This window comes from Mesorhizobium silamurunense (assembly GCF_014843905.1).
Taxonomy (GTDB): domain Bacteria; phylum Pseudomonadota; class Alphaproteobacteria; order Rhizobiales; family Rhizobiaceae; genus Mesorhizobium; species Mesorhizobium silamurunense.
In genome coordinates this window covers 1-26598 of record NZ_LPVS01000033.1, presented here as the reverse complement: position 1 = coordinate 26598, position 26598 = coordinate 1, and the positions used below count along the sequence as shown (strand labels likewise).

At 65.2% G+C, this 26598-nt stretch carries 25 protein-coding genes; 6 read left to right on the top strand and 19 right to left on the bottom strand.

The annotated features are described in order from the left end of the window. Positions 1 to 19 precede the first annotated feature (19 nt). The 17 genes from AU465_RS08630 to AU465_RS08550 all read right to left on the bottom strand — a co-directional run bounded on the left by AU465_RS08630 (position 20) and on the right by AU465_RS08550 (position 17657). Entirely contained in the window at positions 20 to 697 is a 678-nt protein-coding gene (locus AU465_RS08630; RefSeq protein WP_192245885.1) for an amino acid ABC transporter permease, read from the bottom strand. Positions 698 to 807: 110 nt separating this feature from the next. Then, entirely contained in the window at positions 808 to 1593 is a 786-nt protein-coding gene (locus tag AU465_RS08625) for an ABC transporter substrate-binding protein (protein WP_192245883.1), read from the bottom strand. 82 nt (positions 1594 to 1675) lie between these two features. Then, on the bottom strand, positions 1676 to 2815 hold the full coding sequence (locus AU465_RS08620; protein ID WP_192245881.1) for an aminotransferase class V-fold PLP-dependent enzyme: 1140 nt from the start codon (positions 2813 to 2815) through the stop codon (positions 1676 to 1678). A 161-nt stretch (positions 2816 to 2976) separates the two neighbouring features. Then, the gene (locus tag AU465_RS08615; RefSeq protein WP_192245879.1) at positions 2977 to 3705 is read right to left on the bottom strand and encodes a GntR family transcriptional regulator; all 729 of its coding nucleotides are present in this window, start codon (positions 3703 to 3705) and stop codon (positions 2977 to 2979) included. Between the two features lie 194 nt (positions 3706 to 3899). Continuing rightward, entirely contained in the window at positions 3900 to 4295 is a 396-nt protein-coding gene (locus AU465_RS08610; protein ID WP_192245878.1) for a RidA family protein, read from the bottom strand. A 43-nt stretch (positions 4296 to 4338) separates the two neighbouring features. Then, on the bottom strand, positions 4339 to 5487 hold the full coding sequence (locus AU465_RS08605) for an acyl-CoA dehydrogenase family protein (RefSeq protein WP_192245875.1): 1149 nt from the start codon (positions 5485 to 5487) through the stop codon (positions 4339 to 4341). Positions 5488 to 5696: 209 nt separating this feature from the next. After that, the gene (locus tag AU465_RS08600; RefSeq protein ID WP_192245873.1) at positions 5697 to 6509 is read right to left on the bottom strand and encodes an enoyl-CoA hydratase family protein; all 813 of its coding nucleotides are present in this window, start codon (positions 6507 to 6509) and stop codon (positions 5697 to 5699) included. Beyond that, the gene (locus tag AU465_RS08595; RefSeq protein WP_192245871.1) at positions 6506 to 6970 is read right to left on the bottom strand and encodes a MarR family winged helix-turn-helix transcriptional regulator; all 465 of its coding nucleotides are present in this window, start codon (positions 6968 to 6970) and stop codon (positions 6506 to 6508) included. Before AU465_RS08595 ends, AU465_RS08600 begins: the two co-directional genes overlap by 4 nt. Continuing rightward, positions 6964 to 7731 (bottom strand): SDR family NAD(P)-dependent oxidoreductase, encoded by a 768-nt coding sequence (locus tag AU465_RS08590; protein ID WP_192245869.1) that lies wholly within the window; start codon positions 7729 to 7731, stop codon positions 6964 to 6966. Before AU465_RS08590 ends, AU465_RS08595 begins: the two co-directional genes overlap by 7 nt. Next, positions 7728 to 10022, bottom strand: coding sequence for a bifunctional salicylyl-CoA 5-hydroxylase/oxidoreductase (locus AU465_RS08585; protein WP_192245867.1), 2295 nt, complete (start codon positions 10020 to 10022; stop codon positions 7728 to 7730). Before AU465_RS08585 ends, AU465_RS08590 begins: the two co-directional genes overlap by 4 nt. 137 nt (positions 10023 to 10159) lie before the next feature. Continuing rightward, a complete protein-coding gene (locus AU465_RS08580) occupies positions 10160 to 10735 on the bottom strand; it encodes a VOC family protein (RefSeq protein WP_246505932.1) in 576 nt (191 codons plus the stop codon). 106 nt (positions 10736 to 10841) lie between these two features. Continuing rightward, positions 10842 to 11672: an ATP-binding cassette domain-containing protein gene (locus AU465_RS08575; RefSeq protein ID WP_192245863.1), complete on the bottom strand. Its 831-nt coding sequence runs from the start codon at positions 11670 to 11672 to the stop codon at positions 10842 to 10844. After that, positions 11665 to 12543 (bottom strand): ABC transporter ATP-binding protein, encoded by an 879-nt coding sequence (locus tag AU465_RS08570; RefSeq protein WP_192245861.1) that lies wholly within the window; start codon positions 12541 to 12543, stop codon positions 11665 to 11667. Before AU465_RS08570 ends, AU465_RS08575 begins: the two co-directional genes overlap by 8 nt. After that, on the bottom strand, positions 12540 to 13388 hold the full coding sequence (locus tag AU465_RS08565; protein ID WP_192245859.1) for an ABC transporter permease: 849 nt from the start codon (positions 13386 to 13388) through the stop codon (positions 12540 to 12542). The genes AU465_RS08570 and AU465_RS08565 overlap by 4 nt, the downstream gene beginning before the upstream one ends. Beyond that, on the bottom strand, positions 13381 to 14388 hold the full coding sequence (locus tag AU465_RS08560) for an ABC transporter permease (protein ID WP_192245857.1): 1008 nt from the start codon (positions 14386 to 14388) through the stop codon (positions 13381 to 13383). The genes AU465_RS08565 and AU465_RS08560 overlap by 8 nt, the downstream gene beginning before the upstream one ends. A 70-nt stretch (positions 14389 to 14458) precedes the next feature. Continuing rightward, positions 14459 to 15985 carry an ABC transporter substrate-binding protein gene (locus tag AU465_RS08555; RefSeq protein ID WP_192245855.1) on the bottom strand — a complete coding sequence of 509 codons (1527 nt, stop codon included), beginning with the start codon at positions 15983 to 15985 and terminating at the stop codon, positions 14459 to 14461. 97 nt (positions 15986 to 16082) lie between these two features. After that, entirely contained in the window at positions 16083 to 17657 is a 1575-nt protein-coding gene (locus AU465_RS08550; protein ID WP_192245837.1) for a phytoene desaturase family protein, read from the bottom strand. 118 nt (positions 17658 to 17775) lie between these two features. Between AU465_RS08550 and AU465_RS08545 the strand changes: the two genes are divergently transcribed. From AU465_RS08545 to AU465_RS08525, 5 genes are all read left to right on the top strand, one after another. After that, entirely contained in the window at positions 17776 to 18567 is a 792-nt protein-coding gene (locus AU465_RS08545) for a cyclase family protein (protein WP_192245835.1), read from the top strand. A 312-nt stretch (positions 18568 to 18879) separates the two neighbouring features. After that, the gene (locus AU465_RS08540) at positions 18880 to 20451 is read left to right on the top strand and encodes a phytoene desaturase family protein (protein ID WP_192245833.1); all 1572 of its coding nucleotides are present in this window, start codon (positions 18880 to 18882) and stop codon (positions 20449 to 20451) included. Beyond that, positions 20451 to 20933: a MarR family winged helix-turn-helix transcriptional regulator gene (locus tag AU465_RS08535; protein ID WP_192245831.1), complete on the top strand. Its 483-nt coding sequence runs from the start codon at positions 20451 to 20453 to the stop codon at positions 20931 to 20933. Before AU465_RS08540 ends, AU465_RS08535 begins: the two co-directional genes overlap by 1 nt. A 59-nt stretch (positions 20934 to 20992) precedes the next feature. Further along, a complete protein-coding gene (locus AU465_RS08530; RefSeq protein ID WP_192245829.1) occupies positions 20993 to 23146 on the top strand; it encodes a thiamine pyrophosphate-dependent enzyme in 2154 nt (717 codons plus the stop codon). Continuing rightward, positions 23139 to 24725: an indolepyruvate oxidoreductase subunit beta family protein gene (locus tag AU465_RS08525; protein ID WP_192245827.1), complete on the top strand. Its 1587-nt coding sequence runs from the start codon at positions 23139 to 23141 to the stop codon at positions 24723 to 24725. The genes AU465_RS08530 and AU465_RS08525 overlap by 8 nt, the downstream gene beginning before the upstream one ends. Positions 24726 to 24806: 81 nt before the next feature. On the opposite strand, the gene AU465_RS08520 is transcribed toward AU465_RS08525, so the two are convergent. Further along, on the bottom strand, positions 24807 to 25253 hold the full coding sequence (locus tag AU465_RS08520; protein WP_192245825.1) for a pyridoxamine 5'-phosphate oxidase family protein: 447 nt from the start codon (positions 25251 to 25253) through the stop codon (positions 24807 to 24809). A 266-nt stretch (positions 25254 to 25519) separates the two neighbouring features. Between AU465_RS08520 and AU465_RS37720 the strand changes: the two genes are divergently transcribed. After that, on the top strand, positions 25520 to 25780 hold the full coding sequence (locus AU465_RS37720) for a GCG_CRPN prefix-to-repeats domain-containing protein (RefSeq protein ID WP_376774834.1): 261 nt from the start codon (positions 25520 to 25522) through the stop codon (positions 25778 to 25780). 62 nt (positions 25781 to 25842) lie between these two features. On the opposite strand, the gene AU465_RS08510 is transcribed toward AU465_RS37720, so the two are convergent. Beyond that, positions 25843 to 26598, bottom strand: a 756-nt coding sequence (locus AU465_RS08510; RefSeq protein ID WP_192245821.1) for a DUF1501 domain-containing protein, incomplete at its 5' end; no start/stop codon positions are given.

Sequence of the window (26598 nt, the reverse complement as noted above, 5' to 3'; positions counted from 1 at the left end):
CGATGAAATTCTAAGGGGATTAGTGCGCGCCGGACTGGGCCTTGCCGCGCTCTTCGAGGTAGCCGACCAGCCGCACCAGCGGCCACAGGAAGGCGAGATAGATGATCGCGGCGCCGATCAGCGGCGTCGGGTTGGCCATCAGCGCCTGCGCGTCGGTCGCCTGCTTCAGAAGGTCGGGCATCGCCACGACCGAGGCGAGCGCGGTGTCCTTGAACACTGAGACGCAATTGCTGGTGAGCGGTGGAATGACGACGCGGATCGCCTGCGGCAGGACCACCTTGCGCATGGCGACCCAGAACGGCAGGCCGAGTGCGGCGGCCGCCTCGAACTGGCCTTTCGGGATGTTCTGGATTCCGGCGCGGCAGACTTCCGCGGTGAAGGCCGCAAGCACCAGCGACAGCGCAAGCGCTGCCGACACAAAGGACGACAGGCGGATGCCGATGAAGGGCAGGGCGTAGTAGATCAGGATCAGCACCACCAGGATCGGCAGCGCGCGGAACATGTCGATGTAAAGGATCGCCAGCCGCCTCAGAGGCTTCGGCGCGTAGAGCCGCACCAGGCAGATCGCCAGCCCGGCAATGGTGCCGAAGACGATCGCGGCGCAGCCGAGCAGGACGGTGTTGCCGAGCCCGCGGATGAGGATCGGAAACGATCGGATCAGGATGCCCCAGTTGAAGAAGGTATCGATCAGTTCCATCGCTTCACCATGAAGGCAGCGCCAGACCTTGCTGCTTCGCACAGGCCTGAGGGATTGGAGATGACGAGCGCCGGGCGCCCACGCTCCTTCAAAGACGTTGATTAGCCGGCTTATTGCGGGATCGGTCCAGGCGTCATCGTGCTGGTGCCGGCTTCCGGATCGACGCCGAACCACTTCTTGTGGATCGCGGCCATAGTGCCGTCCTTTTTCATTTCGCTGATGGCGTCGTTGACTTTCTCCAGCAGCGGATGGCCCTTCTTGGTCATCATCGCGAAGCGCTCGCCCGTCGGGATGCGCACCAGGATCTTCAGCGCCGGCATCTGCTTGATGGCGAACAGGAAGCCGGCCAGCTCGCCGGCGCCGCCGTCGATGCGGCCATTCTGCACATCGAGCAAAAGGTCCTGCTGGGCGTTGTAGCTCTTGGTCTCGGCGACGCCGAGCTTGGCGGCATTTTCCTTCATGTAGGCTTCGCCGGTCGAGCCGGCGATGACCCCGATGGTCTTGCCCTTGAGGTCGTCGAGCGACTTGATGGCTGAATCCGCCTTGCCGACGATGGTGCCGTCGCTGTCGTAATAGGCTTGCGTGAAGCCCTGGTTCTGCAGCCGCTCCTTGGTGACCGAGATCGAGGACACGGCGAAGTCGATACGGCCCGAAGCCGTCGCGGCGAACAGCGCCTGGAAGCCGAGGTCCTGGAATTCGACATCGGCGCCAATGCGCTTGGCGACGTCGTTGGCGACGTCGATCTCGAAACCTTCGAAGCCGCCGGAATCGGTCTTGTATTCCCATGGCGGGTTGGCCGGATAGGCGCCCACCATGATCTTGTCGGCGAAGGCCGGCGCCGCGAAGGCGACGCCCGCGGCAACGATCACCCCAATCAGTCCTAGACGTTTCAACATCTTGCTTCCCTCTGGTTCGGTTCCTCATCCGCCCCTTTCGGCGCCCAACTCCTGGGCGCCGCAGGCGAGGCGGTGCCTGCAATCAGGATGCGCGGCGCCGCCGCGAACCGACATGCTCCTGCAACTGCGCGATCAGCGCCTCGACCGCCGTTTCGGTGGTGACCATGCCCGGCGACAGCCTGAGCGTCGTGCCGCGCGCATCGCAGTAGAGCTCCTTCTTGCGCAAGGTCCCGACGACCTCGGACGCGTTGACGCCCTGCGGCAGGCCGAGCATGACGCTGCCGCCGCGCTCATTGGCGTCGAGCGGCGAGCGGACCTCCCAGTCATTCTTCAGCGCGGCGCCGATGATGCGCTCGACGAGCGCGGCATTCTGCGCGCGGAGCGTATCGATGCCGGTGTGTTCCACCCATTCCAGCCCCGGCAGCGAGGCGACGCTTGCGAGAATCGCCGGCGTGCCGTGGTCGAAGCGGCGCGCGTCGTCGGCGTAGGTGAAGGCGTCGAGATCCCAGGAGAACGGGTTCGGCTGGCTGAACCAGCCGCGCAGCTCCGGCCGGCACGTCGCCAGAAGATCCGGTGCGACCTGCAATATGCCGGCGCCGGAGGACCCGCACAGCCATTTCAGCGAAGTCGAGACGACGAAATCGACCGGCGTCGCGGCAACCGAAAACGGGGCCACGCCGATGCCCTGCGTGACGTCCACGCCGACGACGCTCCCCATGGCGCGGCCATGCGCGGCAAGCCGCTCGACATCGCAGCGATGCGAGGCCGTCGAGGTGACGAAGGTCAGCAGTGCCAGCCCGACATCCGCTTGCCAGCGGGCAATGAAATCCTCGTCGCGCACCCAACTCTCGCCCGGCGGCAGCGGCACCTTGTCGAGCTTGAAGCCGAAACGTTCGGCAAGCCCGGCGAGCAGGAAATGCAGGCTCGGAAAACAGTCAGCGGCGACCAGCAGCCGCTTTCCGGCCAGGCGCTCGGCCGGCAGGCCGCCGATCAGGCTGTAGAGCGCGGCAGTGACATTCTCGGCCGTGGTCAGCGTGCCTTGCGGTGCCTCGATCAGCCGCGTCCAGGCATCGATGAAACGCTGGCGCGCGGCAAGTGCGGCCGGCCATTGGCCGTCATCCTCCGCCGACCAGATACCGGAAAACTCAGTCAGCGCGGCGGCCATCCGCTCGGCCTTGCCGGGGAAAGTGCCGATCGAGTGGTAGAGAAAATAGCCGGACATTTGCTGTCTTTCGCCCCTTGTGATCATGTGATCACAAAACTGGATAGGGATCAATCGCCGCGGCTGCGGAAATACGGATCAACGCCTCAAATTCCGGCTGTTCTCTTGGTCCAGTAGGGGGCGCGACAGGCGGTTCGGCCGGGCCCGCCGCCATACCTATGTCAGGACGGTCTGCCAAAGGCGGCGAAATCGACCGGCCGGGGCTCCGGCACGTCCGGGCAGATCGTGCGCAAGGTCGCTTGGGTCGCAGTGATGTCGGCCACCACTTCGTCGCGGGCGCGGGCAAAGTCCTTGTCCTTCAGCGCCGCGATGATCGCGACGTGCCGGCCCGAGGGCTCCATGGTGCCGGCGCGCATCAGCGGCGCGACATGGTTGGGCAACAGCCGCATGTAAGGGCCGAAGCGCAGCCACAGCGTCTCGATCAGCTGGAACAGAACGTCGGAACCGGAGGCGCGGTAGATGGTGAAGTGGAACTGCTGGTTCTTGGCGATCAGCTCGTAGATGCTGCCGTCGCGGCCGATCGCCTGCTGGTCGTCGGTAACCCTTTGCAGCGAGGCGATCTCGGCAGCGGTCAGGCGCGGTCCGCCGAGCTCGGCGGCGAGCCCTTCTACGGCGAGGCGGGCCCGGCAGAGGTCGTCGAGCCGCGCCCGCGTCACCACCGGCACGCAGGCCGAACCGTTCTGCGAGATCTCGAGTGCGTTCTCCGCCGCCAGCCGTCGCAACGCCTCGCGCACCGGCATGTTCGAGGTGCCGAACGCTTCCGCCAGCGAGGCTATGGTCAGCACCTGCCCTGGATCGAAACTGCCGACCATCAAGGCATGGCGAAGCTGCTGGTAGACGCCATCCTGAACGGTGATGCGTCCCGATACCGGTTCGAAGCCCAGAGCCACGCTTTTGCTTTCCTTAGGTGTCGACAAAGCCTATGTGCGAACAAGATGCGAAACGCGCCCGCCGAAGCAAGCGTGATCATCTGATCACAGATTGAGTTAAGAGAAAAGCGGCCTGCTTGGCTCTCGAGGGATGACGTGGCGAAAGCAAATGCCACTCGCTCGAATGCCGACAGCCGTTGGACTCAAATCGAACCTCACTCCGGAATAACCGCCGTAGCCTGAATCTCCACCTTGGCGCGATCCTCGACCAGCGCCACCACCTGCATGGCGGCCATGGCCGGAAAATGCCGGCCGATGACGGCGCGGTAGGCTTCGCCGATCCCTTTGAGGTTGGCAAGATATTCGGCCTTGTCGGTGAAATACCAGGTCATCGAGGTAATTTGCTGCGGCTCGCCGCCCGCCTCGGCCAGCACCGCGACGATGTTGGCGAGCGTCTGTCGCACCTGGCCGACGAAGTCGTCGGTCTCGAAGCGGCACGCGGCATTCCAGCCGACCTGGCCGCCGACGAACACCAGCCGCCCGCGCGCCGCGACGCCATTGGCATAGCCGACCGGTTTCGCCCAGCCTTCCGGCTGCAGGATCGTGTGCATATCCAGCCTCCCCTAATTCAAATGCGATTCGCAAGGCATGATCTCATGCGGCTCCCATCACCTGCCTGGCGATCACCACCTTCTGCACATCGGAGGCGCCCTCGTAGATGCGCAGCGCCCTAATCTCCCGATAGAGGCTTTCGATGATGTGGCCTTTGCGCACGCCGTCGCCGCCATGCAGTTGCACCGCCTTGTCGATCACTTCCTGCGCCTTGTCCGTGGCGAACAGCTTGGCCATTGCCGCTTCGCGCGTCACCCGCGCGGCCCCCATGTCCTTGGTCCAGGCCGCGCGATAGACGAGCAGGGCGGCGGCATCGATATCGAGCGCCATGTCGGCGATGTGGCCTTGCACCATCTGTAGCTCGGCCATCGGCGCGCCGAACAGTTTTCGTTCGGCCGCCCTTTTGATGCTCTCATCGAGCGCCCGGCGGGCAAAGCCGAGAGCAGCGGCGCCCACCGTCGAGCGGAAGACGTCGAGCACCGACATGGCGATGCGGAAACCGTCGCCGGGCTTGCCGATGAGGGTGGAAGCCGGCACGCGCACATTGTCGAACGACAGCCGCGCCAGCGGATGCGGCGCGATCACTTCCAACCGTTCGGCAATGCCGAGACCCTTGGCGTCGGCGGGCACGACGAAGGCGGAAAGCCCTTTGGCACCCGGCGCCTCGCCGGTGCGGGCAAAAACGACGTAGAGATCGGCGATGCCGCCATTGGAGATCCAGGTCTTTTCACCGGAAAGCACGTACTCGTCGCCATCACGAATTGCCGTCATCTCCATGTTGGCGACGTCCGATCCCGAGCGCGGCTCCGACAGCGCAAAGGCTGAGATCGCTTGGCCGGCCCTGGTCTTGCCTAGCCAGTGCTGCTGGTCCGGCGTGCCGAAGAGCGAGATCGCGCCGGTGCCGAGCCCCTGCATGGCGAAGGCGAAGTCGGCGAGCCCGTCATGGCGCGCCAGCGTCTCGCGGGTGATGCAGAGCGTGCGCACGTCGAGCGGCCTGGGATTGTCGGTGTCGAGCGCCGTCGGCTTCAGCCAGCCGTCGCGGCCGAGCATCGCCACCAGCGCGCGGCAGGCGGCGTCGACGTCGTGGTGATCGACGGGAAGGTTCTTTACGCACCAGGCGTCGAGATTTTCGGCGAGCGCGCGATGGCGGTCTTCGAAGAAGGGCCAGTTGAGGAAGGAGCGGTCAGGCATGGATTTTTCCTTCCACGCCCCGTTCCTTCACACCCCCCTCTGTCCTACCGGACATCTCCCCCGAAAGGGGGGAGATTGGCAGCTGCGATCTCGCCGCCCATCCTGAGACATTGGTGATTGGCGAAAGCGTTGCAATCAGCTGATCTCCCCCCTTGCGGGGGAGATGGCCGGCAGGCCAGAGGGGGGTGCCTGGGCGAAAACCGTTCATCTCAATTCCCCTCGAACACCGGCTTTTCCTTCGCCACGAAAGCTTTGTAGGCGCGCTCGAAATCGCCGGTCTGCATGCAGATCGCCTGTGCCTGCGCTTCCGCTTCGATCGCCTGGTCTAGGCCCATCGACCATTCCTGGTTGAGCTGCGTCTTGGTGATGCCGTGCGCGAAGGTCGGGCCGGAGACGATGCGCGCAGCCATGTCGAGCGCATCGGCCTCGAGCGCCGCCGCATCGACCAGGCGGTTGTAGAACCCCCAGCGCTCGCCCTCGTCCGCGCTCATGGTGCGGCCGGTGTAAAGCAGCTCGGCCGCGCGGCCCTGACCGATGATGCGCGGCAGGATCGCGCAGGCGCCCATGTCGCAGCCGGCAAGGCCGACGCGCGTGAACAGGAAGGCGGTCTTCGCATTCGGTGTGGCGATGCGGATGTCGGAAGCCATGGCGATAATCGCGCCGGCGCCGACCGCGACGCCGTCGACCGCGGAAATGATCGGTTTGCCGCAGTTGAGCATCGCCTTGACGAAGTCGCCGGTCATGCGCGTGAAGGCGAGCAGCGCCTTCATGTCCATCTTGACCAGCGGCCCGATGATGTCGTGGACATCGCCGCCAGAGCAGAAATTGCCGCCATTGGGCAGGAACACGACGGCATCGACATCCTCGGCATAGACGAGGTCGCGAAACGTGTCGCGCAGCTCGGCATAGCTGTCGAAGGTCAGCGGGTTCTTGCGTTCGGGGCGGTCGAGTCGGACCCTGGCGATCCTGTCTTCCACCTGCCAGAGGAAGTGCTTAGGCTTGGGCTTGGCCATGGCGCTCATTCGCGTCCCTCCCAATTGCTGCGGAACGATTTCAGCATGCCGGTCAGCCGGCGCGCCTCGTCCTCGCTGACGGTGCCGAGCAGCTCGCCGACCCAGCTCTCATGCGCGGCGGCGATTGCGGCGAAAGTCTTCGAGCCTTCCTCGGTCAGCCGCACCATCGAGGTGCGGCGGTCGCCATTGCGGCGCGCGCGCGTCACCAGGCCTTCGGAAACCAGCCGGTCGACGATGCCCGTCACATTGCCGTTCGACACCAGCAGGAAGCGCGACAGGTCGCTCATCAACATGCCTTCCGGCGACCGGTAGAGCGCCGCCATCACGTCAAAGCGCGGCAGCGTCGTGTCGAATTCCTTCTTCAGCCGCTCGCGCAGCTCTGCCTCGATCGTGCGCGAAGCGCGCAACAGTCTGATCCACAGGCGCAGCCTGTCCTTGCCCGGCCCGGTGGACGTCGGTCCTGCTACCATGTCTCGCCTCCCGAGACCGAGATCGCCTGTCCGGTGATCGAGCGCGCGGCATCGCTGCACAGCCACAGCACCGCTGCGGCCACCTCTTCTGGCTGAATGAAGCGCCCTTGCGGATTGATCGCGGCGAGGCTCGCCCGCGCCTCCCCGATCGAGCGGCCAGTCTTCTCGACAATGCGCCGGACGGACTCCTCCAGCATGTCGGTCTCCACGAAACCAGGGCAGACGGCATTGACGGTGATGCCGGACTTGGCGGTCTCGACGGCCAGCGCCCGCATCAGCCCGACGACCCCATGCTTGGCCGCCACGTAGGGAGCGACGTAAGCGTAGCCTTTCAGCCCGGCCGTCGAGGCGACGAAGACGATCCTGCCAGTCTTCCGCGCAGCCATCCCGGTCAGTGCCGGCTTCACCGTCAGGAAGGCGCCGGTCAGGTTGACGTCGAGCGTGCGCCGCCAGTCTGTGAGCGTGGTCTTGTGCGCCGGTGCGCTGCCAGACAAGCCGGCATTGGCGACGACGATATCGAAGGGTCCGCGTGCGGCTTCCGCCTTCTCGTAAAGGGAAATCATATCCGCTTCGTCGGTGACATCGGCGACGAGGCCGGAAATGCGGTCATGCTCGCTCGCTACCTCGGCAAGCGCCGCCTCGCGCCGTCCACAGATAGTGACGTTTACGCCGGCTTCTGCCAGCGCCAGCGCGATCGAACGGCCGACGCCGGAGCCGCCGCCGGTCACCAGCGCATGCTTGCCTATCGGGGTGACGCTCATACCTTCAACCCCGCGGCTGCTTCGCGTTCGGCCAGGCGGTAGATCTGGTCGCGCCCGCGCAGATAAGGATCCGGCCATTTGACGCCACGGTCGCCGAGCGTGACCGCCGCATGCAGCGTCCAGTAGGGATCGGTGAGATGGGGTCTCGCCAGCGCCACCAGATCGGCGCGCCCGGCCATCAGGATCGAGTTGGCATGGTCGGGCTCGTAGATGTTGCCGACCGCCATCGTCGCCATGCCGACCTCGTTGCGGATGCGGTCGGAGAACGGCGTCTGGAACATGCGGCCATAGACCGGCTTGGCGGCGATCGTGGTCTGGCCGGCCGAGACGTCGCAGAGGTCGACGCCGGCCTGATGCAGCAGCCTGGCGATCTCGACCGCATCGGCCGGCGTGATGCCTTCGATGCCCACCCAGTCATTGGCGGAGATGCGCATCGAGATCGGCTTCTCGGCCGGCCACACCGCGCGCACCGCGTGGAAGATCTCCAGCGGATAGCGCATACGGTTTTCAAGCGAGCCGCCATAGTCGTCGGTGCGCCTGTTGGTCAGCGGCGTGATGAAAGCGGAGAGCAGATAGCCATGCGCGGCATGGATCTCCAGCATGTCGAAGCCGCAGCGCTCGGCCATCTGCGCCGAGGCGACGAACTGGTCGCGCACCATGTCCATGTCGGTGCGGTCCATCGCCTTCGGCACCTGATTCTGCGGCGACCACGGGACCGCCGACGGCGCCATCACCGGCCAGTTGCCGGAGGTGAGCGGCTCGTCCGTTCCTTCCCAGCCAAGGCGGGTCGAGCCCTTGGCGCCGGAATGGCCGATTTGGGCGCAGATTTTCGCCTCGGTCTCGGCATGGACGAAATCGACCAGACGCTTCCAGGCCACTTCGTGTTCCGGCTTGTAGAAGCCGGTGCAGCCAGGCGTGATGCGCCCTTCGGGGCTGACGCAGGTCATCTCGATATAGAGCAACCCTGCGCCGCCCTTGGCGCGCTCGGCATAGTGAGAAAAATGCCAGTCGGTTGGACAGCCGTCGACGGCCTTGTACTGCGCCATCGGCGAGACGACGATGCGATTGGTGAGCGCCATGTCGCGCAGCCTGAACGGCGCGAACATCGGCGCGCGGCGCAGCATGTTGCCGCCGGCGCCGGCCTTGCGCTGGAACCATTCTTCGGCGCCCGCTAGCCATTCGGCGTCGCGAAGTCTGAGGTTCTCGTGGCTGATGCGCTGCGAGCGGGTAAGCAGCGAATAGTTGAACTGCACCGGATCAAGCCCGAGATATCGTTCGACTTCCTCGAACCATTCGAGCGAATTGCGCGCCGCCGACTGCAGCTTCAGCACCTCGGTGCGGCGCGCATCCTCGTATTTGCGGAAGGCTGCCTCGAGGTCCGGCTCGGACTCGACATAGTCGGCGAGCGCCACCGCGCTTTCGAGCGCCAGCTTGGTGCCTGAGCCGATCGAAAAATGCGCCGATGCTGCCGCGTCGCCAATCAGCGCCAGGTTCTTGTGCGACCAGCGCTCGCACAGTACGCGCGGGAAATTGATCCAGGCTGAGCCGCGAATATGGTTGGCGTTGGTCATCAGCGGATGGCCGCCAAGGTGTTTTTCGAAGATGCGCTCGCAGACCGCGATCGATTCCTGCTGCGTCATTTGGCCGAAACCGAACGCAGCCCAGGTCTGCTCGCTGCATTCGACGATGAAGGTCGCGGTCTCGCTGTCGAACTGGTAGGCATGCGCCCATACCCAGCCGTGCTCCGTCTTCTCGAAGACGAAGGTGAAGGCGTCGTCGAATTTCTGCGTGGTGCCGAGCCAGACGAACTTGCATTTGCGGGTGTCGATGTCGGGCTTGAAGACATCGGCGAAGGTGGCGCGCGATTTCGAGTTCAGCCCGTCCGCCGCGACCACCAGGTCGTGCGTTTCCATGAACGGCCTGGGGTCCGAAATATCGGTCTCGAACATCATCTTGATGCCGAGCTCGCGTGCCCTGCGCTGCAGCAGGATCAAGAGCCGCTTGCGGCCGATGCCGCAGAAGCCATGTCCCGTGGAGACCATGCGCACGCCGTCGTGGATGACGGCGATGTCGTCCCAGTAGGCGAAATGCTTCTTGATCCAGACGGCGCTCACCGGGTCGTTCCTGGTCAGGTTCTCCAGCGTTTCGGCCGACAGCACCACGCCCCAGCCGAACGTGTCGTCCGGACGGTTGCGCTCATAGACCGTCACCTCATGCGCGGCGTCGCGCAGCTTCAGCGAGATGGCAAAGTAGAGTCCGGCCGGTCCGCCGCCGAGAACCGCAACCTTCATGTCTTGCGATCTCCTCTTCGCATAGGGGATCGCCGGCAAGGCCGGCGATCCCGACTGTCAGTATCACGCCAGAAGGCAATTATTTCAAGCTTGAAGTTTTATAATTGAATAATCGCCTGAGCGCTTTGCGGATCGGATCACTTGGCCGGATCCTTGGGGCTCCACAGCACCGTCTCGGCCCCTTTCTCGTAGGCCATGCCTTGCGGGTAGCTGATCGCTTCGAGCTGCAATCCCCATGGCGCCTGGAAATAGAGGATGGTCTGGCCGGCGGCCGGCCCTTCCTTGACCGGCAGAGGCCCCAATCGCGTCTTGACGCCCTTGGCGTCGAGATAGGTCTTCGCCGCGGCGACGTCGTCGACATAGAAGGCAATGTGATAGCCACCGATATCGCTGTTCTTGGGCGTTGCGTCCTTCTGATCCGGCGCGGTGTATTTGAACAGCTCAATGTTCGATCCGGTGCCGCAGCGGACCATGGTGATCTCCTCGATCACCGCCTTCGGATCGACGCCGAGCAGGTCCTGCATGAAGGTGCCCTGGTCGTCGGCGAACGGGCCGAAGGACATCGCCTTCTTGCAGCCGACCACCCCGGTGAAAAAGTCGACGGCCTGCTTCATGTCGGGCACGGTGATGCCGGTATGGTCGTGCCCGCGCATGCCGGGGATCGAATCGGCCGAAGCCGCACCCATTGATCCGAACAAAGTGGCTGCGAACATCGCGGCCTGGACTGCGTATTTCACGTCACCCTCCATTGGCGGGCTGGCTTTGCCACTGCGCACATCCGAGGCCCGCTGTTCGGCGTGCGGCCAGATTAAGCTTTTCTCATGCAGGCGCCTTCGCTGGCAGCCGCAGCCAGTCCGCGTCGATCTCGGGCAGCGGGATGGCGGCGAGCAGGTCGCGCGTGTAGGCCTCCTTGGGATTGTCGAACAGCGCGTCGGTTGCGCTCGCTTCGACGATCCTGCCCTCGCGCATGACGATGACCTGCCGGCAGAGCCGCCGGATCACCGACAGGTCGTGGCTGATGAAGGCGATCGTCAGTCCCATCTCAGCCGCGAGCTTTTCGAGCAGGGTCAGGATCTGCGCCTGCGTCGAGACATCGAGGCCGGAGACGATCTCGTCGGCCAGCACGAATTTCGGCGACAGCGCCAGCGCCCGTGCGATGCCGACGCGCTGCCGCTGTCCGCCCGACAACTCGTGGCGGTAGCGGCTGGCAAAATTCCGCGGCAGGCCGACGCGCTGCAAGGCTTCCGCGACGCGCTCCTTGAGCCTGTCGCCAAAGCCGTTCTGCCTCAGCGGTGCTGCGATGATATTGAAGATCGTATGCCGTGGGTTGAGCGAGGACATCGGGTCCTGGAAGATCATCTGCAGGTCGCGGCGCAGCGGCCTCAGCTCGGCCTCCGACAGATGGCTGATGTCGCGCCCTTCGACGCGGATCGAGCCGGCGCTCGGCTCGATCAGGCGCACCAGCGCGCGGCCGAGCGTCGACTTGCCCGAGCCGGACTCGCCGACGATGCCGGTCACCGATCCCTTCGGCAGGTCGAAATCCAGCCCCTTGAGGATCTCGGCCAGCGGTGCGCGGCCGATCAGCGGCTTGCGCGTCATGTCGGGCAGCGCCACCTTCAGCCCGCGCACGGAAAACAGCGGCTCAGCCATGGGCCGGTCTCCATGCTTTGTCGGCGGCGGCGATCTCGGCGGTGAGCCCGGCGAGTACGGTCTCGTCCACCGGCTTCAGCGAAGCGTAGGGATCGGTGTAGCGCGGCGTCGCGGCGATCAGCGCCCGCGTGTAGGGGTGCTGGGGCGCAGCAAAGAGGGCTGCGGTGTCGGCTTCCTCAACCACCTTGCCGGCATAGAGCACCGACACCTTCTGGCTGATCTTGGCGACGACGCCGAGATCGTGGGTAACGAACAGGATCGCCGTGCCGTGGTCGCGCTGCAGCTCAGCGATCAGCCGCAGGATCTGCTTCTGCACGGTCACGTCCAGCGCCGTCGTCGGCTCGTCGGCAACGATCAGCCGGGGCTCGGCGGCGAACGCCGCCGCGATCAGCACGCGCTGGCGCATGCCGCCGGAGAGCTCGTGCGGATAGCATTTCAGCACGCGTTGCGGGTCGCGGAACTGCACCTCGTCGAGCAATTGCCGGATGCGCTTGTCCGCCCTCTCGCCGCTCCAGCCGAGAATGCGCACCAGCCTGTCGGTCATCTGCGGGCCGATGCGGCGCGACCGGTTGAGCGCGGTGAGCGGGTCCTGCGGGATCAGCGCCGTGCGGGCGCCGATCAATGTGCGCCGTGCTTTCGCATCGAGCCGGCTAAGTTCCTCGCCTTCGATCAGCATCTCGCCTTCGATGATGCGCACGCTTTTCGGCAGGACGCCGAGCAGCGCCTTGCCGATCATCGTCTTGCCGGCGCCGCTCTCGCCGACCAGCGCGCGCACCTCGCCCGGCTGGACGGCAAGCGACACCGAGCGCAGCACGCGCTGGCCGTTGGGCAGCAGGGCGCTGAGCGAACGGATTTCGAGGCACGCGCTCATCGCAGCACCGGATCGAAACGCGCCTTCAATCCTTCGCCGAACTGGCTGAAGGAAAGCACGGTGAGGATCAATGTGATCAGCGGGAACACCAGCACCCACCAGGCCTGATGGATCGACAGCCGGCCTTCGGCGATGATGCTGCCCCAGGTCGGGTCGTCGGTCGAGATCGACAAATTGACGAAGGAGAGGATCGCCTCGACGATGACGGCGATGCCCATTTCGAGCGACAGCAGCGCCACCACCGAAGGTAGCACATTGGGCAGCACCTCGCGCAGCATGATGCCGATGCGGCCATAGCCGGCGATGCGCGCGCTCTCGACATAATCCATGCGCGCTTGGCTCATCGCTTCGGCGCGGATCACCCGGCAGAAGCGCGTCCAGTCGATGACGGCAATCGCGATGATGACGGAGCTCAGACCGGTGCCCAGCACCGCGACCAAAAGGATGGCGAACAGCACCGGCGGGAACGCCATCCAGATATCGACGATGCGCGAGATGAAGCGGTCGGCCCAGCCGCCGAAATAACCGGCGATCAGGCCCAGCGCCGAGCCGATGAGGCAGGCGGACGTCGCCGCCGCGAAAGCGACGATGAAGGCGATGCGGCCGCCAAAGATCAGTCGCGACAAAAGATCCCGCCCTAGGCTGTCGGTGCCCAGCCAATAGCCGGACTCGGCGCCGTCTAGCCAGAAGGGCGGCAGGCGCTCCAGCATCAGGTCTTGGGCCAGCGGGTCCTGCGGCGCGATCAGCGGGGCGAAGGTGGCCGCGGCGAGCGCAAGGATCAGCCAGCCGCCGGCCAGCCACAGTCGCGGGCTCAGCCCGCGTCTTGAGGTGCGCGCCTCATCCATGGCGCAGCCTCGGATTGAGCAGCGCATACATCATGTCGACGGCAAGATTGACCAGCACGAAGAGCAGCGCGAAGACCAGCACGATGCCCTGGATCAGCGGCAGGTCGCGGTTGATGACGGCGTCGATCGCCATATTGCCGAGGCCTTCATAGGAAAACAGCCGCTCGACGATGACGGTGCCGCCGATCAGGAAGGTGAACTGCACTCCGACCAGCGTCAGCGTCGGCAGCGCCGCGTTCTTCAGCGCCTCGCGCAGGATGACCTGCGTTTCGGAAAAACCTTTGACCCTCGCCAGCACGACATAGTCGAGGTCGAGCACTTCCTTCAGCGACTGTTTCAAGAGCTGCGCGATGATCGCCGCCAGCGGCAGCGCCAGTGCCACGGCCGGCATCAGCATGTGTTTGAGCAAGTCCCAGATCAGGTCGAAGCGGAGTCGAAGGATGCTCTCGACGAGATAGAACTGCGTGACGAAAGGCAGGTCGAGTTGCGGCGACACCCGGCCGGAAATGTCGAACACGGGGATAAGCACGCCGAACAGCAGGATCAGCACCAGGCCCCAGAGGAAGTCGGGGATGGAGAGCGTCGCGCCGCTGGCGATGTCGATGCCGGCCTCGACCGCCGTGCCGCGCGAGCGGGCGCCGAGGATCGCGGCGGTGACGCCGATCGCGATCGCCATCAGCAGTGCCACTGTCGCCAGCTCCAGCGTCGCCGGCAGCCGGTTGAAGACCAGGCCGAGCACATCCTGGCGCAGCGAGATCGAGGTGCCGAAATCGCCGTGCAGCACGCCGGCGAGCCAGATGAAGAACTGCTGGACGAGTGTCTTGTCGAGCCCATAGAGCGCGCGCAGCCGCGCGATGTCGGCATCGCTGGCGCCGGGCGGCAGCATCATGGCGATCGGATCGCCGGGCGCCACGCGGATAACGACGAACACGACGACGGCCACGCCGAACAGCGTGACCAGCATCGTCAACAGACGAACAAGGAACCTTTGCAGCAACATCTGCCAATACGCCCGGATGAAAATGCGCGCCGTCTTACCGACGGCGCGCGCGGCAATCCAAGGCCGATGATCAGGCCGGGGTCATCAGCGCCGGCAGCAGCGCGCCGGACACATGCTGCACGACATTGACCTTCTTCGAATGCACGATCGGCTGCGCATACTGCATCAGCGGCAGCACATAGGCCTGCTCGGCAATGTATTTGTCGACCGCCTTCCAGCCGGCGATGCGCTCGGCTTCGTTCTTTTCGCCCCACAGCGGGTTGATCATGTCGACAAGGTCCTTGCTGTCCCACACCGAATGCGGGCTCGGGCCGTACATGGCAAAGCCGGTCGAGGTGGTCGGGTCGCCGATGGCGTTGCCCCAATTGTAGAAGGCGGCCGGCGCCAGCTTGTCGGCAGCGCGCAGCTCGTAATGCTTGGCGATCTCGTAGACCTCGATATTGGCCTCGATGCCGACCTTGCGCCACATGCCGACGATCGCCTGGATCATCTCATAGTCCTTGGGCTTGAAGCCCTTGGTCGTCTGTATGGTGAACTTGACCGGCTTCTTGGGCGAATAGCCGGACGCGGCGAGCAGTTCCTTGGCCTTTTCCGGATTGTGCTCCACCTTGATCGACGCATCGAAGGCCGCGTATTCCGGCGTCTCCAGCGTCGCGATCGGTTGGCCGTAACCGCGCAGCAGCCGCTTGACCAGCAGCTCCTTGTCCACCGCCATCACCGCCGCCTGGCGCACATTCTTGTCCAGCATCGCCTCGATGTCGTTGAAAAAGATCATGCCGAGGTCGGAGACGTTCTTGATCGAGCCGGCGAGCCCGTCCTTGGCGATCAGCCGGTCATATTCCTCGTAGGGGATTTCGAGCGTCACCTGCGAGGAGCCGGACTCGATCTCGGCGACGCGGCTCGCCGCGTCGGTGACGAATTTGATCGTCACATTCTCGAAGGCCGGCTTGGCGCCCCAGTAGTTCGGGTTGGCCTTCAGCCGCAGGAAGGCGTTGCGCTCGAACTTGTCGACCATATAGGGCCCGGTGCCGATCGGCGCCTTTTCAAAACCTTCGGCGCCCACCTTCTCGTAATAGGCCTTCGGCATGATGTAGCCGGTGAGGAACGACATCCACTTGAAATAGACCGGGTCGAACTGCACGACGTCGCCGGTGATCTTGTTGCCGTCGATCTTGAAGTTGTTGACGTTCTTCCAGACGAACTGGATGGGGTTGCCGGTCTTTTCGTCGCCGGCCCGCTGCAGCGACCATACCACATCCTCTGCGGTGAAAGGCGAGCCGTCATGCCATTTGACCCCGTCGCGAACCGTCATCATCACCTTGGTGCGGTCATCGTTCCAGCCCCATTCGGTGAGCAGGCCCGGCGTGAAGGAGAGGTCCGGCTTCTGCGGAATGAACTGGTCGAACACCGACTGGTAGAGGCCCTGGATGGTCGGGTTGACGGCCGACGGTCCGGTCGTCGGGTCCCAGGACGGCAGGTTGACGTTGTAGGCGATCGTGAGTTCGCCGGCCGCCTTTGCCGCCCTCGGCAGGCCGAGCGTGGCCGCGCCGATCGCCGCCGCGCCATATCCGAGAAGCTCGCGTCTGTTGATGGTCATGGTCGTTCCCCTTGTTGGTTGTCCCTGCGCGGCGTTTTTCGTTCGTAGGTTCAGGTTGGTGGGCAACCGCGCCTTGTCCATCCTGGAATTCCTCGGCTCAATTTCCTCCCAGCTGTTGCGCCAGCATGAAGCCGGACCCGGCACCGGTGCCGGCGCCGGGCCATGTCGCGGCGCCGGTGAGGTAGAGGTTTGAGACCGGCGTGTTCCAGCGCGCGAAACCGCGCGCCGGACGGAAGAGAAAATTCTGCGCCAGATGATGGCTGCCGCAGATCTGGTCGCCGCCGACAAGGTTTAGATTCTCGCGTTCGAGGTCGAGCGGCGAGAAGATCGCGCGGCCAAGTATCCTCTGCCTCAATCCCGGCGCGTAGCTTTCGATGATGTCGAGCACGCGCTCGGCATAGGCGTCCTTGATCGCATCCCAGAGGCCGGGCGCGATCTTGCCTGCAGCATCGCCAAGGATTTCTGCCGGCAGCATGCGCACCTGAACCCAGAGCACATGCTTGCCGTCGGGTGCGCGCGAGGGATCGATGGTCGTCGGCTGTCCCACGACGAGCACCGGCTGGTCGGGCAGGATGCCGGCGATCGCCTGCTGATAGGTGCGCGACATGGCGTCGAGCGAAGGCGCCAGATGCACATAGGCGAAGCGGCGAAGCTCGGCGCTCGCGTTCCAGTCAGGCAGATCGTCCAGCGCCAGATGGATCATCATCGTGCCCGGCGCATGGCGGAACTTTTTCATCGCCGCATCGAAGGCCGCGTCGCCGGAGCCATTGGGCAGAAGCTTGCCTGGAAGCGCCTTCGGCGCGACGCCGGCGATGATGGCCTTGCTGGCGACATGGAAATCGCCGGACGCCAGCCGCACGCCCGTAGCCCGGCCGCCGGCGACGGTGATCTCCGCCACCTCCGCTTCAGTCGCGATCTTGCCACCGGCCGCTTTGACCATGCCGGCAAGAGCGCGGATGATGGTGTCGGCGCCGCCCTTGCCGAGCACCATGCCGAAGCTCTGGTTGGCCATCGATTCCAGATAGGGGAACACCGCGCCGCCGGCGATGTCGGGCGCGAAGTCGAGATGCATGCCCCAGGCGGCGAGCGTCGTCCTGACATGCGGCGTCTCGAAATTGTCCTCGAGCCACGCGCGAGGTGACGAGAGCAACAGCCGGCCGGTGTCGAGCGCGCCGGCAAGGCCCTTCTTGCGCCAGAGATTCCAGGCCGTGCCGGCCAGCGCCCGCGCGCTCATCGGCGATCCGAGCAGGCGGAACAGATGCTCGGCCTCGCCCGGAAAGGCACCGACCAGCCGGCGCCAGGCGGCGGCATCGGCGGCGGAGAAGGCAGCGAGCCGCGAGACGGTCTTTTCGAGATCGTTGCTGACGCCGAACCATTTGCCGTCGGGAAAAGCGCTGGCGAAACAGTCGGCGACGGGCGCGAATTCCAGCCCGTGGTTTTTCAATTCATTTGCATATTTCCGGTGGAAGGCCGAGCCGGCGAACAGGCTAAGATTCATCGCGCCGAAATCGTGCCGAAAGCCAGGCAGCGTATATTCCGCGGTTCGGACCGCGCCGCCGATTGTCGCGCTGCGTTCGAAAACCGCAATTTTCCAGCCTTTGAGCGCCAGATGCGCGGCGCAGGCCAAACTGTTGTGGCCCGCCCCGACAAAGATGGCGTCGAACTCGCTCACGCCCAGCCCCAAAATGCTTTATGCTTAAAGATAATTGCAGATGCATATGTTTTCGTCTAGTAGGATATTAAGGGCCGCAACGAGCCTTGATCATCACGCATAAGAGGGAACGAAGACCATGGACACGCAAAAACTCCTCGGCGAGGTCGCCGGCCAGCTGCTTTCGGGCGCCATCAAGGTGGTCGACCTGTCTGCGCCGCTCGGGCCGGATACGCCGCTGATCAAGCTGCCGCCGGAGCTCGCCGTCGACACGCCGAAGGTCGAGATCCACGCCATCTCCAAATATGACAAGAATGGTCCGTGGTGGGCGTGGAACTGGCTGAAGCTCGGCGAGCATTCGGGCACGCATTTCGACGCGCCGCAACACTGGATCACCGGCAAGGACTATCCGGATGGCGCCACCGACACCATTCCGGCGCAGAATTTCGTCGGCCCGGTCAACGTCATCGACTGCTCGAAGGAAGCCGCCGCCGATCACGATTTCCTGCTCACCGTCGACCATATCAAGGCCTGGGAAGCCAAGCACGGCGCCATCAACCCCGGCGAATGGGTGGTCATGCGCACCGACTGGTACAAGCGCAACGGCTCCGAAGCCGAGTTCCTCAACGCCAATGAGACCGGCCCGCACACGCCGGGACCGACAGCCGAAGCGATCCAGTTCCTGATCGGCAAGGACATCAAGGGCTGGGGCAGCGAGACCATCGGCACCGATGCCGGCAAGGCCGGCGGCATGGAGCCGCCATTCCCGGCGCACACGCTGATGCATAAGGCCAACCGCTACGGTCTCGCCAGCCTCTGCAATCTCGACCAGCTGCCGCCAAAGGGCGCGATCCTGATCGCCGCGCCGCTCAAGATCGAGCACGGCACCGGCAGCCCGATCCGCGCGCTGGCGCTGGTGCCGGGCAAATAGGCGAGGTGGCGGTCTTCGGGAGAAGATCATGCTCGAGGGCGATGATGTAGTGACGGAGTTGGTGCTGATGCCCTCGAGGGCTAGCGCTCTACGGCGCCCCCCTCTGTCCTGCCGGACATCTCCCCCACAAGGGGGGAGATCAGATGTCGCGCCGGCTTTCGCCAACCTTCAAGGTTGCAGGACAGCGCGGGGCGCCGAAGCTGCCAATCTCCCCCCAAGTGAGGGAGATGTCCGGCAGGACAGAGGGGGGCGCGAAGGAACGCAAGCTTACGCGATTGAGCTCCACCGACCACCGACACGGAGCACCCTCCTATGACCGCCCCCGATCACATCATCGTCGGCAGCGGCATCAACGCCCTGGTCTGCGCGGCGATGCTTGGCGCAAAGGGCGCCAAGGTGCTCGTGCTTGAGCGCAATGACCGCATCGGCGGCTGCATGCGCACCGAGGAGATCACCGCGCCCGGCTTCATCCATGATGTGATGGCGACGACCTTCGTGCTGTTCTTCACCTCGCCGGCCTATGCCGCGCTCGGCAAGGACCTCGCGCGGCACGGGCTGGAATTCTGCCACACCGCGACGCCGACCGGCGTGCTTCGGCCAGACGGAAGCCATGCCGTGCTCACCACCGACCGCGCCGCCAACATCGCGGCGCTGAACCGCATCGCTTCCGGCGACGGCGACCGCCACGGCGGCGATGTCGGCGACATCGAGCGCAATGCCGGGCTGCTCTTCGGCCTGCTCGGCGGTGCGCTCTGGTCCTATCCGACGACGAAGCTCATGGCGGGCGAAGCCTGGCGGCGCGGTCCGCGCAACCTTGCCGCCTTCATGGGCGAGGCGCTGGTTCCCGCACGCGGCTGGCTGGAAACCGGCTATACATCCGATACCGTGCGCGCGCTCTGGGCGCCCTGGGTGCTGCATGCAGGACTCGGACCGGAAGACGCCTTCTCGGGCCAGATCGCCAAGGTCATCGCCTTCGCGCTGGAGGCGGCCGGCGCGCCCATCGTCAAGGGTGGCGCGAAGAACCTGCTCGCCGCCTTCGAGGCGCTGATCAAGGAGCGCGGCGGCGAAATCCGGGTCAATGCCGATGTCGCCTCGATCGTCCAGGCCGGCGGCCGAGCCACCGGCGTGCGGCTCGCCTCCGGCGAGACGCTAAGCGCCGCAAAGAGCGTCGTCTGCTCGGTCACGCCGACGCAACTTTACGGCCGCCTGCTCGGCAAGGATGCACCGGAGGCCGCCGCGAAAGCGACGAAAGACTATCGCTACGGCAAGGGCAACTTCCAGATCCACTACGCACTCGACAAGCCGCCAGCCTGGCGCGGCGAGGGGCTGGACAAGGTGGCGCTGCTGCATCTGACGCCGGGGCTCGACGGCGTGTCGAAAGCCTGCAATGAGGCGGTACGCGGCCTGCTGCCGGAAGTGCCGACCATCTGCGTCGGCCAGCCGCACGCGCTCGACCCCTCGCGCTGTCCGGAGGGCAAGGCGATCCTGTGGCTGCAACTGCCCGAGGCGCCGCGCGTTGTCAAAGGCGATGCGGCGGGCCAGTTGGAAACACCGGCTGACGGACAATGGAGCGACGCGTTGCGCGAAGCCTTTGCCGACCGGGTCGAGGCGATCCTCGCCCGCCACATCGACGGTTTCCGTGAGACGGTCATCGCGCGCCGTGCCTACTCGCCGGCCGATCTGGAAGCGATGAACATCAACCTTGTGGGCGGCGATCCTTATGGCGGCTCCTCGACCATCGACCAGTCCTTCCTGTGGCGGCCGTTCAAGGCAAGCCGCAACCACGAGACCGCTATCCAAGGCCTCTACCACATCGGCGCCTCCACCCACCCGGGCGCAGGTCTCGGCGGCGGCTCCGGCTTCCTGCTGGCGGGGAGGCTCTGATGGAACAGAAGTTCCCCGAAAAGCGCCAGCGCATCTCGACTCTCGGCCAGATCGGCCTGCAGCAATTCGCTCCCTATCTGATGAACCGCATCATGGGCCGCTACAACGCCACGCTGCGCGAGGATTTCCGCAAGCAGGGCCTGACCATTCCGCAGGTGCGTACGCTGGCCGTACTGTCGGTTACCGACGGCGTCACCGTCAACGACCTCTCGGTCTACACGGTGATCGAGCAGTCGACCTTGAGCCGCACGCTCGACACGCTGGAAGGGCAGGGCCTTGTGCGGCGGGAGCAGGGCGTCACCGACAGCCGCATCCGCCATGTGTTCCTGACCGATGACGGGCGGGCGCTCTTCACCCGCGCGTGGCCGGCCATGCACGACGCTTTCGAGGCGATGTTCGATGGCGTCGACGATGTCGAATATGCCGCGCTGATCGCGATTCTGCAGAAGATGCTGAAGAACATCCGCAAGCACGACATTTGAGTTTGACGTACGCGCCGCCCCCAATGGCAATGGGAGGGCGGCAACGGAAGGAGGCAGAGATGGCCGAACGGTCTTTTGCCAAGGAAGTCGAAAAGCTGAGGCTCGGCGCCGGCGAGGAGTTCGCGGGCGAAGGCATCCTCGCCATCACCAAGGCGCTGCTGCAATGCGGCGTCGGCTATGTCGGCGGCTACCAGGGCGCGCCGATCAGCCATCTGATGGACGTGCTGGCCGACGCGCAGGACATTCTGTGCGAACTCGGTGTGCATTTCGAGGCGAGCGCCTCGGAAGCCACCGCCACCGCGATGCTTGCCGCTTCCGTGCATTATCCGATCCGGGGCGCCGCCACCTTCAAGTCGACGGTCGGCACCAATGTCGCTTCCGATGCGCTCGCCAATCTGGCATCCGGGGGCGTCACCGGCGGCGCGCTGATCATCGTCGGCGAGGATTATGGCGAAGGCTCCTCCATCATGCAGGAGCGCAGCCATGCCTTCGCCATGAAGAGCCAGGTCTGGCTGCTCGATCCGCGCCCGAACCTGCCTTCGATCGTCAAGGCGGTCGAGGACGGCTTCGAGCTGTCGGAGGCCTCCAACACGCCGGTGATGCTGCAGGTGCGCATCCGCTGTTGCCACGTCCATGGCCACTTCATCGCCAAGGACAACAAGCGGCCGCCGATGTCGGTGGCCGATGCGCTGTCGGCGCCGCGCCGCGACACAGGCCGCATCGTGCTGCCGCCCGCCTCCTTCCTGCATGAGAAGGAGAAGGTCGCCAAGCGCTGGCCGGCGGCGGTGGATTTCATCCGCGAGCGCAAGATCAACGAGATCTTCGGCTCGGATCACGGCTCCGTCGGCATCGTCATGCAGGGCGGCATGTATAATTCGGTCATCCGCGCGCTGCAGCGGCTCGGCCTCGCCGACACCTATGGCGGCACCGACGTGCCGCTTTATGTGCTCAATGCCGTCTATCCGCTGGTCGACGACGAGTTCCTCGCCTTCTGCGAAGGCAAGCAGGCGGTGCTGGTCGTCGAGGAAGGTCAGCCCAACTATATCGAGCAGGCCTTTGCCGCTATGCTGCACAAGGCCGGCCGCGGCACGAGGCTTGTCGGCAAGGAGCATCTGCCGATGGCCGGCGAATACACCGGACAGGTGATGCTCGACGGCATCGGCTCCTTCCTGCGAGCGCACGCTCCGCATCTGCTGCCGGGCGAGGTGCGCGCGCCGAACAAGCTGGGCGAGGGGGTCGATACGGCCGATCTCATCAACGTCGTTCCAGGCCGACCGCCTGGCTTCTGCGTCGGTTGCCCGGAGCGGCCGATCTTCGCCGCCACCAAACTGGTCGAGCAGGAACTCGGCAAGCACCACATCGCCTCCGACATCGGCTGCCACCTGTTCTCGATCATGCCGCCCTTCGAGCTCGGCGCCACCACCATGGGTTACGGGCTGGGTCCGGCCTCGGCATCCGCCTTCAATTCGCCGGAGGCCAAGCGGCGCTCGATCTCCTTCGTCGGCGACGGCGGCTTCTGGCACAACGGCCTCACCTCCTCGATCGGCAACGCGGTCTTTAACAAGAATGACGGCGTCATCGTCATCGTCGACAATTTCTATTCGGCCGCCACCGGCGGGCAGGACATCCTGTCCTCGCGTGCCTCGAACCGGACCAAGTCGACCAAGCATCCGATCACCGAGGCGGTGAAGGGCATGGGCGTCAAATGGCTGCGCCACATCGATCGCACCTATGATGTCGGTAAGATGCAAGCGACGCTGCGCGAGGCGCTGACGACCGAAGAGAAGGGACCGAAGGTCATCGTCGCCTCTTCCGAATGCATGCTCAACCGCCAGCGCCGCGAGAAGCCGTTGGTCGACAAGGCGATCAAGGGCGGCGAGCGGGTGGTGAAGCCGAAGTTCGGCGTCGACGAGGATATCTGCACCGGCGACCACGCCTGCATGCGGCTGTCCGGCTGCCCGTCGCTGTCGGTGAAGTCGCTCGACGATCCGCTGCGCGACGATCCGGTGGCGTCGATCGATCAGAACTGCGTCGGCTGCGGCAATTGCGGCGAGGTGGCGGACGCCGCCGTGCTCTGCCCGTCCTTCTACCGCGCAGATGTCGTCCACAATCCCGGCCGCTGGGATCGTTTCCTGGAAAGCGCGCGCCGCGCCGTGATCGGTCTTCTGCAGCGACGCCGCGAGAGCCGCCGCCTGATGTTCGCCGATGCTTGACCAGTCCTCACCCTTGCGCCCGAAGGCGGGCGCCCGTGACGACGAACGCGTGATAAAACTCGCCGTGCTTGCCGTCGGCGGCCAGGGTGGCGGCGTGCTCGCCGACTGGATCACCGACGTCGCCGAGCGCAGCGGCTATATCGCGCAGTCGACTTCCGTGGCCGGCGTCGCCCAGCGTACGGGCGCGACGATCTACTATATCGAGGTGGCCCGCGACACCGGCCGGTTGCCGGTCTTCGCGCTGTCGCCCTCACAGGGCGATGTCGACATCCTGATCGCCGCCGAGCTGATGGAGGCTGGCCGCGCCATCATCCGCGGCTTCGTCACGCCCGAGCGCACGACGCTGATCGCCTCCTCGCATCGCATCGCCGCAGTCTCGGAAAAGATCGAGCCGGGCGACGGCCGCGCCTCGTCGCAGAAGGTGCACGCGACGGCGGAGGCTGCCGCAAAACGCTTCATCGCTTTCGACATGGAAAAGATCGCCGCCGAGAACGGCACCATGATCTCGGCGAGCCTGCTCGGCGCGCTGGCCGGGTCTGACGCGCTGCCGTTCCCGCGCGAAAACTACGAGCAGGCGATCGGCGCCGGCGGCCGTGGCGTGAAGGCCAGTCTTGCCGCCTTCGGCGCCGCCTATGACCGCGCGCGTGGCCTGGGGGCCGCGCCGGTAGACGACAAGGCAGAGGCAAAACTTGCCGCTTCCGAAGCCCGTTCAGCATCAAAGGTAAGCGGACCGGAAACGCTGCTGAAGGGATGGCAGGAGCTTGCTGCCCGCGTCGCGGCACTTCCGGAGCCGGTGCGCGACATGGCCGAACGCGGTCTGAAGAAGGTCGTCGACTACCAGGACATCGCCTATGGCGGCGAATATCTCGACCGGCTGGACAAGGCCGTCGCGCTGGATAAGGCCGAACGCGGCTATGCGCTGTCGATTGCAGCGGCGAAACATCTGGCCAACGCCATGTGCTATGACGACATGATCCGCGTCGCCGACCTCAAGACGCGCTCGACCCGCGACAAGCGGGTGCGCAAGGAGGTCGGCGTCAGGGAAGGCTCGGTCCTTCAGGTCACCGAATACTTCCATCCGCGCATCGAGGAGTTCTGCGGCACGCTGCCGGTAGGGCTGGGCAGCTACATCGAGAACCGGCCGAAGCTTGCCGCCTTCCTCGACCGCCGCATCAATCGCGGCCGCCGCATCCGCACCGACAGTTTTACCGGCTTCGCCATGTTGTGGTTCATCGGCGGCCTGCGCCGCTGGCGCCGCCGCCTGCTGCGCCACAGGATAGAGGTCGAACATCTGGAGCGCTGGTACGAACTGGCGCTCGCCCATGCGCGCGAAAACTATGCGCTTGGGGTCGAGGTCCTGAACTGCCGCCGGCTGATCAAGGGCTACAGCGACACCCATGCCCGCGCCCAGTCGAAATTCGACCGCGTGCTCTCGGCGCTCGATATGCTGAAGGGCCGCGACGATGCCGCCGACTGGATCCGCCGCCTGCGCGAAGCGGCGCTGAAGGACGAGAAGGGCGACATGCTCGACGGCGCGCTGAAGACCGTGGCGACGCTTGGCGACAGCTCGGCCTTATAAACGTTCGAGTGGGGTCACCCGCGGTGACGCCCGGATAGCTTGCCGATGACAAGGGTGCATGCATCGAACGGTGGACACAGCCTATTCGCTCGCTTCCCGTCCCGAAACCTTTTCGATAACGATCCGGAAAAAGACGTGCGGCAGGCTATCTGACGTCGGAGGCGTGACAGGCTTGAGCGCAGCAGGCTCCCACCACTGCGCGTGCTTGCTCAACACCGCCCATGCATGGTCGCGCTGAACCTTGTGGCCGATCCGGTCCGGCAGTTCCTCATAGCGGCCGTCGACGATCACGCTTCTCCATCCGCGCCCCTGGGTATGTTCTTCTATTTGGACGCACACCAGGGGATTGGCCCGCATCCAGTCGATCTTCTTGCCGAGCAAGGAGAATGCATAGAGGTGACTGTCGGCGTAGGCGTAGTTGAAGGGCACGACATAGGGTTGTCCTTCCTTCGTGCATGCCAGATGGCCGGTGCGATTGGCCGCCAGCAATTTCGTGCATTCCAAAGTAGAGAGCGTTCGGATCATCATCGGTATGATCTCCTATCTGGCCTTCGGCCATAAGAAGCTTCGTCCATCATCATTCCTAGTGCGGGACAACATCATGGCTCATTGATTTGGATCAATTTGTCATGCGGCAAAGGCTGCGGCTTGCTCCGTCGGCGGCTTCGGCGGGTGAGACACTGCGCGGTCGGAACGCCCGCCCGCTAACGAAGATGTGATCCATCCCGCTCCGACGGATTTCGACTCTGTCCTCCGTTTCACGGAGGTAGGGATGAATCAAGGAGACGAACCTTATGCTCACCAGATATTTGCTGCCCATCGCATTGGCCGCCGGCACTTTGGTGCTCACCGCCGGCGCGCAGGCCATGCCGATGGCAAAGCCCAGCACTGCGCCGTTGCCGATCGAAACCGTCGGCTGGCGCTGCGGACCCGGCTGGCACGTGAACCGCTGGGGCAGATGCGTGCCGAACCGCCGCGTGATCATCCGGCCCGTGCGCCATTGGCATCCCGGCTACTGGGCCCACCACCGTTGGCACCCCGGTTATTGGAGCTGATAGTCGCTTTCAGAAAGCGAGGCGGGACGCCCGCGCCCGGAAACGGCGCGGGCGTTTTTCGTTCAAATGACCAAGTCCCGCATGGGCTTCACCGCCGCCGAGTCCGCAAACACTTTGTCCCCGAGCACAGCCGCCGAGAGGCCGAACAGGTCGGCAAGCAACCCCTTCAGCACCGCGCGCACATCGCTGGTCGGCGCGAGGTCCCGGCCCTCGTAAAGCTGAGCCGGCTTCAGGCCAGGCCAGTCGGCGATGACGCGGCCGCCCTTGATCGCGCCACCGGCGAGCAGCACCACCGTGCCGGTGCCGTGATCGGTGCCGACCGTGCCGTTGATGCGGGCGGTGCGGCCGAATTCGGTGATGGCCACGATCGCCGTGTCCCGCCAGCGCTCCCCGAGGCCCTTCTCGAATTCCTCGAAGGCGCCGTCGAGGCCGCCGAGCAGGTTGGCGAGCCGACCGGTGGCGCCGCCTTCGTTGACATGCGTGTCCCAGCCGTCGAAGGCGAGTGCCGCGATACGCGGCCCGTCATTCGCCGCCATCAGCTTCGCCGCGCCTTGCGCCGACTGCCGCATGCCGGCGGCGTTGTCGAGGCCGCCTTTGGGTTTCATCGTCTTGCCGTCGAGCTCGTCGCCGAGCGCCATCCGGTCGGCGTCGAGGCCTTTCTGCAGCGCGGCCGCCAGCACCGGATCGCGATGGTTGTAGAGGTCGAGCACACGCTCGGCCAGCGCATCGCCGGGCGCCGGCAAGGCCTGCGGCGCCCAGCCCAGCACGGGCGCGGCGCCGCGGATCACCAGCGGCGTCGACGGTCCGACCGCCAGTCC

Excerpts from the sequence above, each read along its gene's own strand:
- AU465_RS08605 (WP_192245875.1), bottom strand. The coding sequence starts at position 5,487 with ATGCCTGACCGCTCCTTCCTCAACTGGCCCTTCTTCGAAGACCGCCAT.
- AU465_RS08565 (WP_192245859.1), bottom strand. The coding sequence starts at position 13,388 with ATGGATGAGGCGCGCACCTCAAGACGCGGGCTGAGCCCGCGACTGTGG.
- AU465_RS08595 (WP_192245871.1), bottom strand. The coding sequence starts at position 6,970 with ATGGTAGCAGGACCGACGTCCACCGGGCCGGGCAAGGACAGGCTGCGC.
- AU465_RS08625 (WP_192245883.1), bottom strand. The coding sequence starts at position 1,593 with ATGTTGAAACGTCTAGGACTGATTGGGGTGATCGTTGCCGCGGGCGTC.
- AU465_RS08535 (WP_192245831.1), top strand. The coding sequence starts at position 20,451 with ATGGAACAGAAGTTCCCCGAAAAGCGCCAGCGCATCTCGACTCTCGGC.
- AU465_RS08620 (WP_192245881.1), bottom strand. The coding sequence starts at position 2,815 with ATGTCCGGCTATTTTCTCTACCACTCGATCGGCACTTTCCCCGGCAAG.
- AU465_RS08585 (WP_192245867.1), bottom strand. The coding sequence starts at position 10,022 with ATGAAGGTTGCGGTTCTCGGCGGCGGACCGGCCGGACTCTACTTTGCC.
- AU465_RS08570 (WP_192245861.1), bottom strand. The coding sequence starts at position 12,543 with ATGAGCGCGTGCCTCGAAATCCGTTCGCTCAGCGCCCTGCTGCCCAAC.
- AU465_RS08520 (WP_192245825.1), bottom strand. The coding sequence starts at position 25,253 with ATGATGATCCGAACGCTCTCTACTTTGGAATGCACGAAATTGCTGGCG.
- AU465_RS08630 (WP_192245885.1), bottom strand. The coding sequence starts at position 697 with ATGGAACTGATCGATACCTTCTTCAACTGGGGCATCCTGATCCGATCG.
- AU465_RS08580 (WP_246505932.1), bottom strand. The coding sequence starts at position 10,735 with ATGTTCGCAGCCACTTTGTTCGGATCAATGGGTGCGGCTTCGGCCGAT.
- AU465_RS08560 (WP_192245857.1), bottom strand. The coding sequence starts at position 14,388 with ATGTTGCTGCAAAGGTTCCTTGTTCGTCTGTTGACGATGCTGGTCACG.
- AU465_RS08590 (WP_192245869.1), bottom strand. The coding sequence starts at position 7,731 with ATGAGCGTCACCCCGATAGGCAAGCATGCGCTGGTGACCGGCGGCGGC.
- AU465_RS08525 (WP_192245827.1), top strand. The coding sequence starts at position 23,139 with ATGCTTGACCAGTCCTCACCCTTGCGCCCGAAGGCGGGCGCCCGTGAC.
- AU465_RS37720 (WP_376774834.1), top strand. The coding sequence starts at position 25,520 with ATGCTCACCAGATATTTGCTGCCCATCGCATTGGCCGCCGGCACTTTG.
- AU465_RS08530 (WP_192245829.1), top strand. The coding sequence starts at position 20,993 with ATGGCCGAACGGTCTTTTGCCAAGGAAGTCGAAAAGCTGAGGCTCGGC.
- AU465_RS08600 (WP_192245873.1), bottom strand. The coding sequence starts at position 6,509 with ATGAGCGCCATGGCCAAGCCCAAGCCTAAGCACTTCCTCTGGCAGGTG.
- AU465_RS08575 (WP_192245863.1), bottom strand. The coding sequence starts at position 11,672 with ATGGCTGAGCCGCTGTTTTCCGTGCGCGGGCTGAAGGTGGCGCTGCCC.
- AU465_RS08610 (WP_192245878.1), bottom strand. The coding sequence starts at position 4,295 with ATGCACACGATCCTGCAGCCGGAAGGCTGGGCGAAACCGGTCGGCTAT.
- AU465_RS08540 (WP_192245833.1), top strand. The coding sequence starts at position 18,880 with ATGACCGCCCCCGATCACATCATCGTCGGCAGCGGCATCAACGCCCTG.
- AU465_RS08555 (WP_192245855.1), bottom strand. The coding sequence starts at position 15,985 with ATGACCATCAACAGACGCGAGCTTCTCGGATATGGCGCGGCGGCGATC.
- AU465_RS08545 (WP_192245835.1), top strand. The coding sequence starts at position 17,776 with ATGGACACGCAAAAACTCCTCGGCGAGGTCGCCGGCCAGCTGCTTTCG.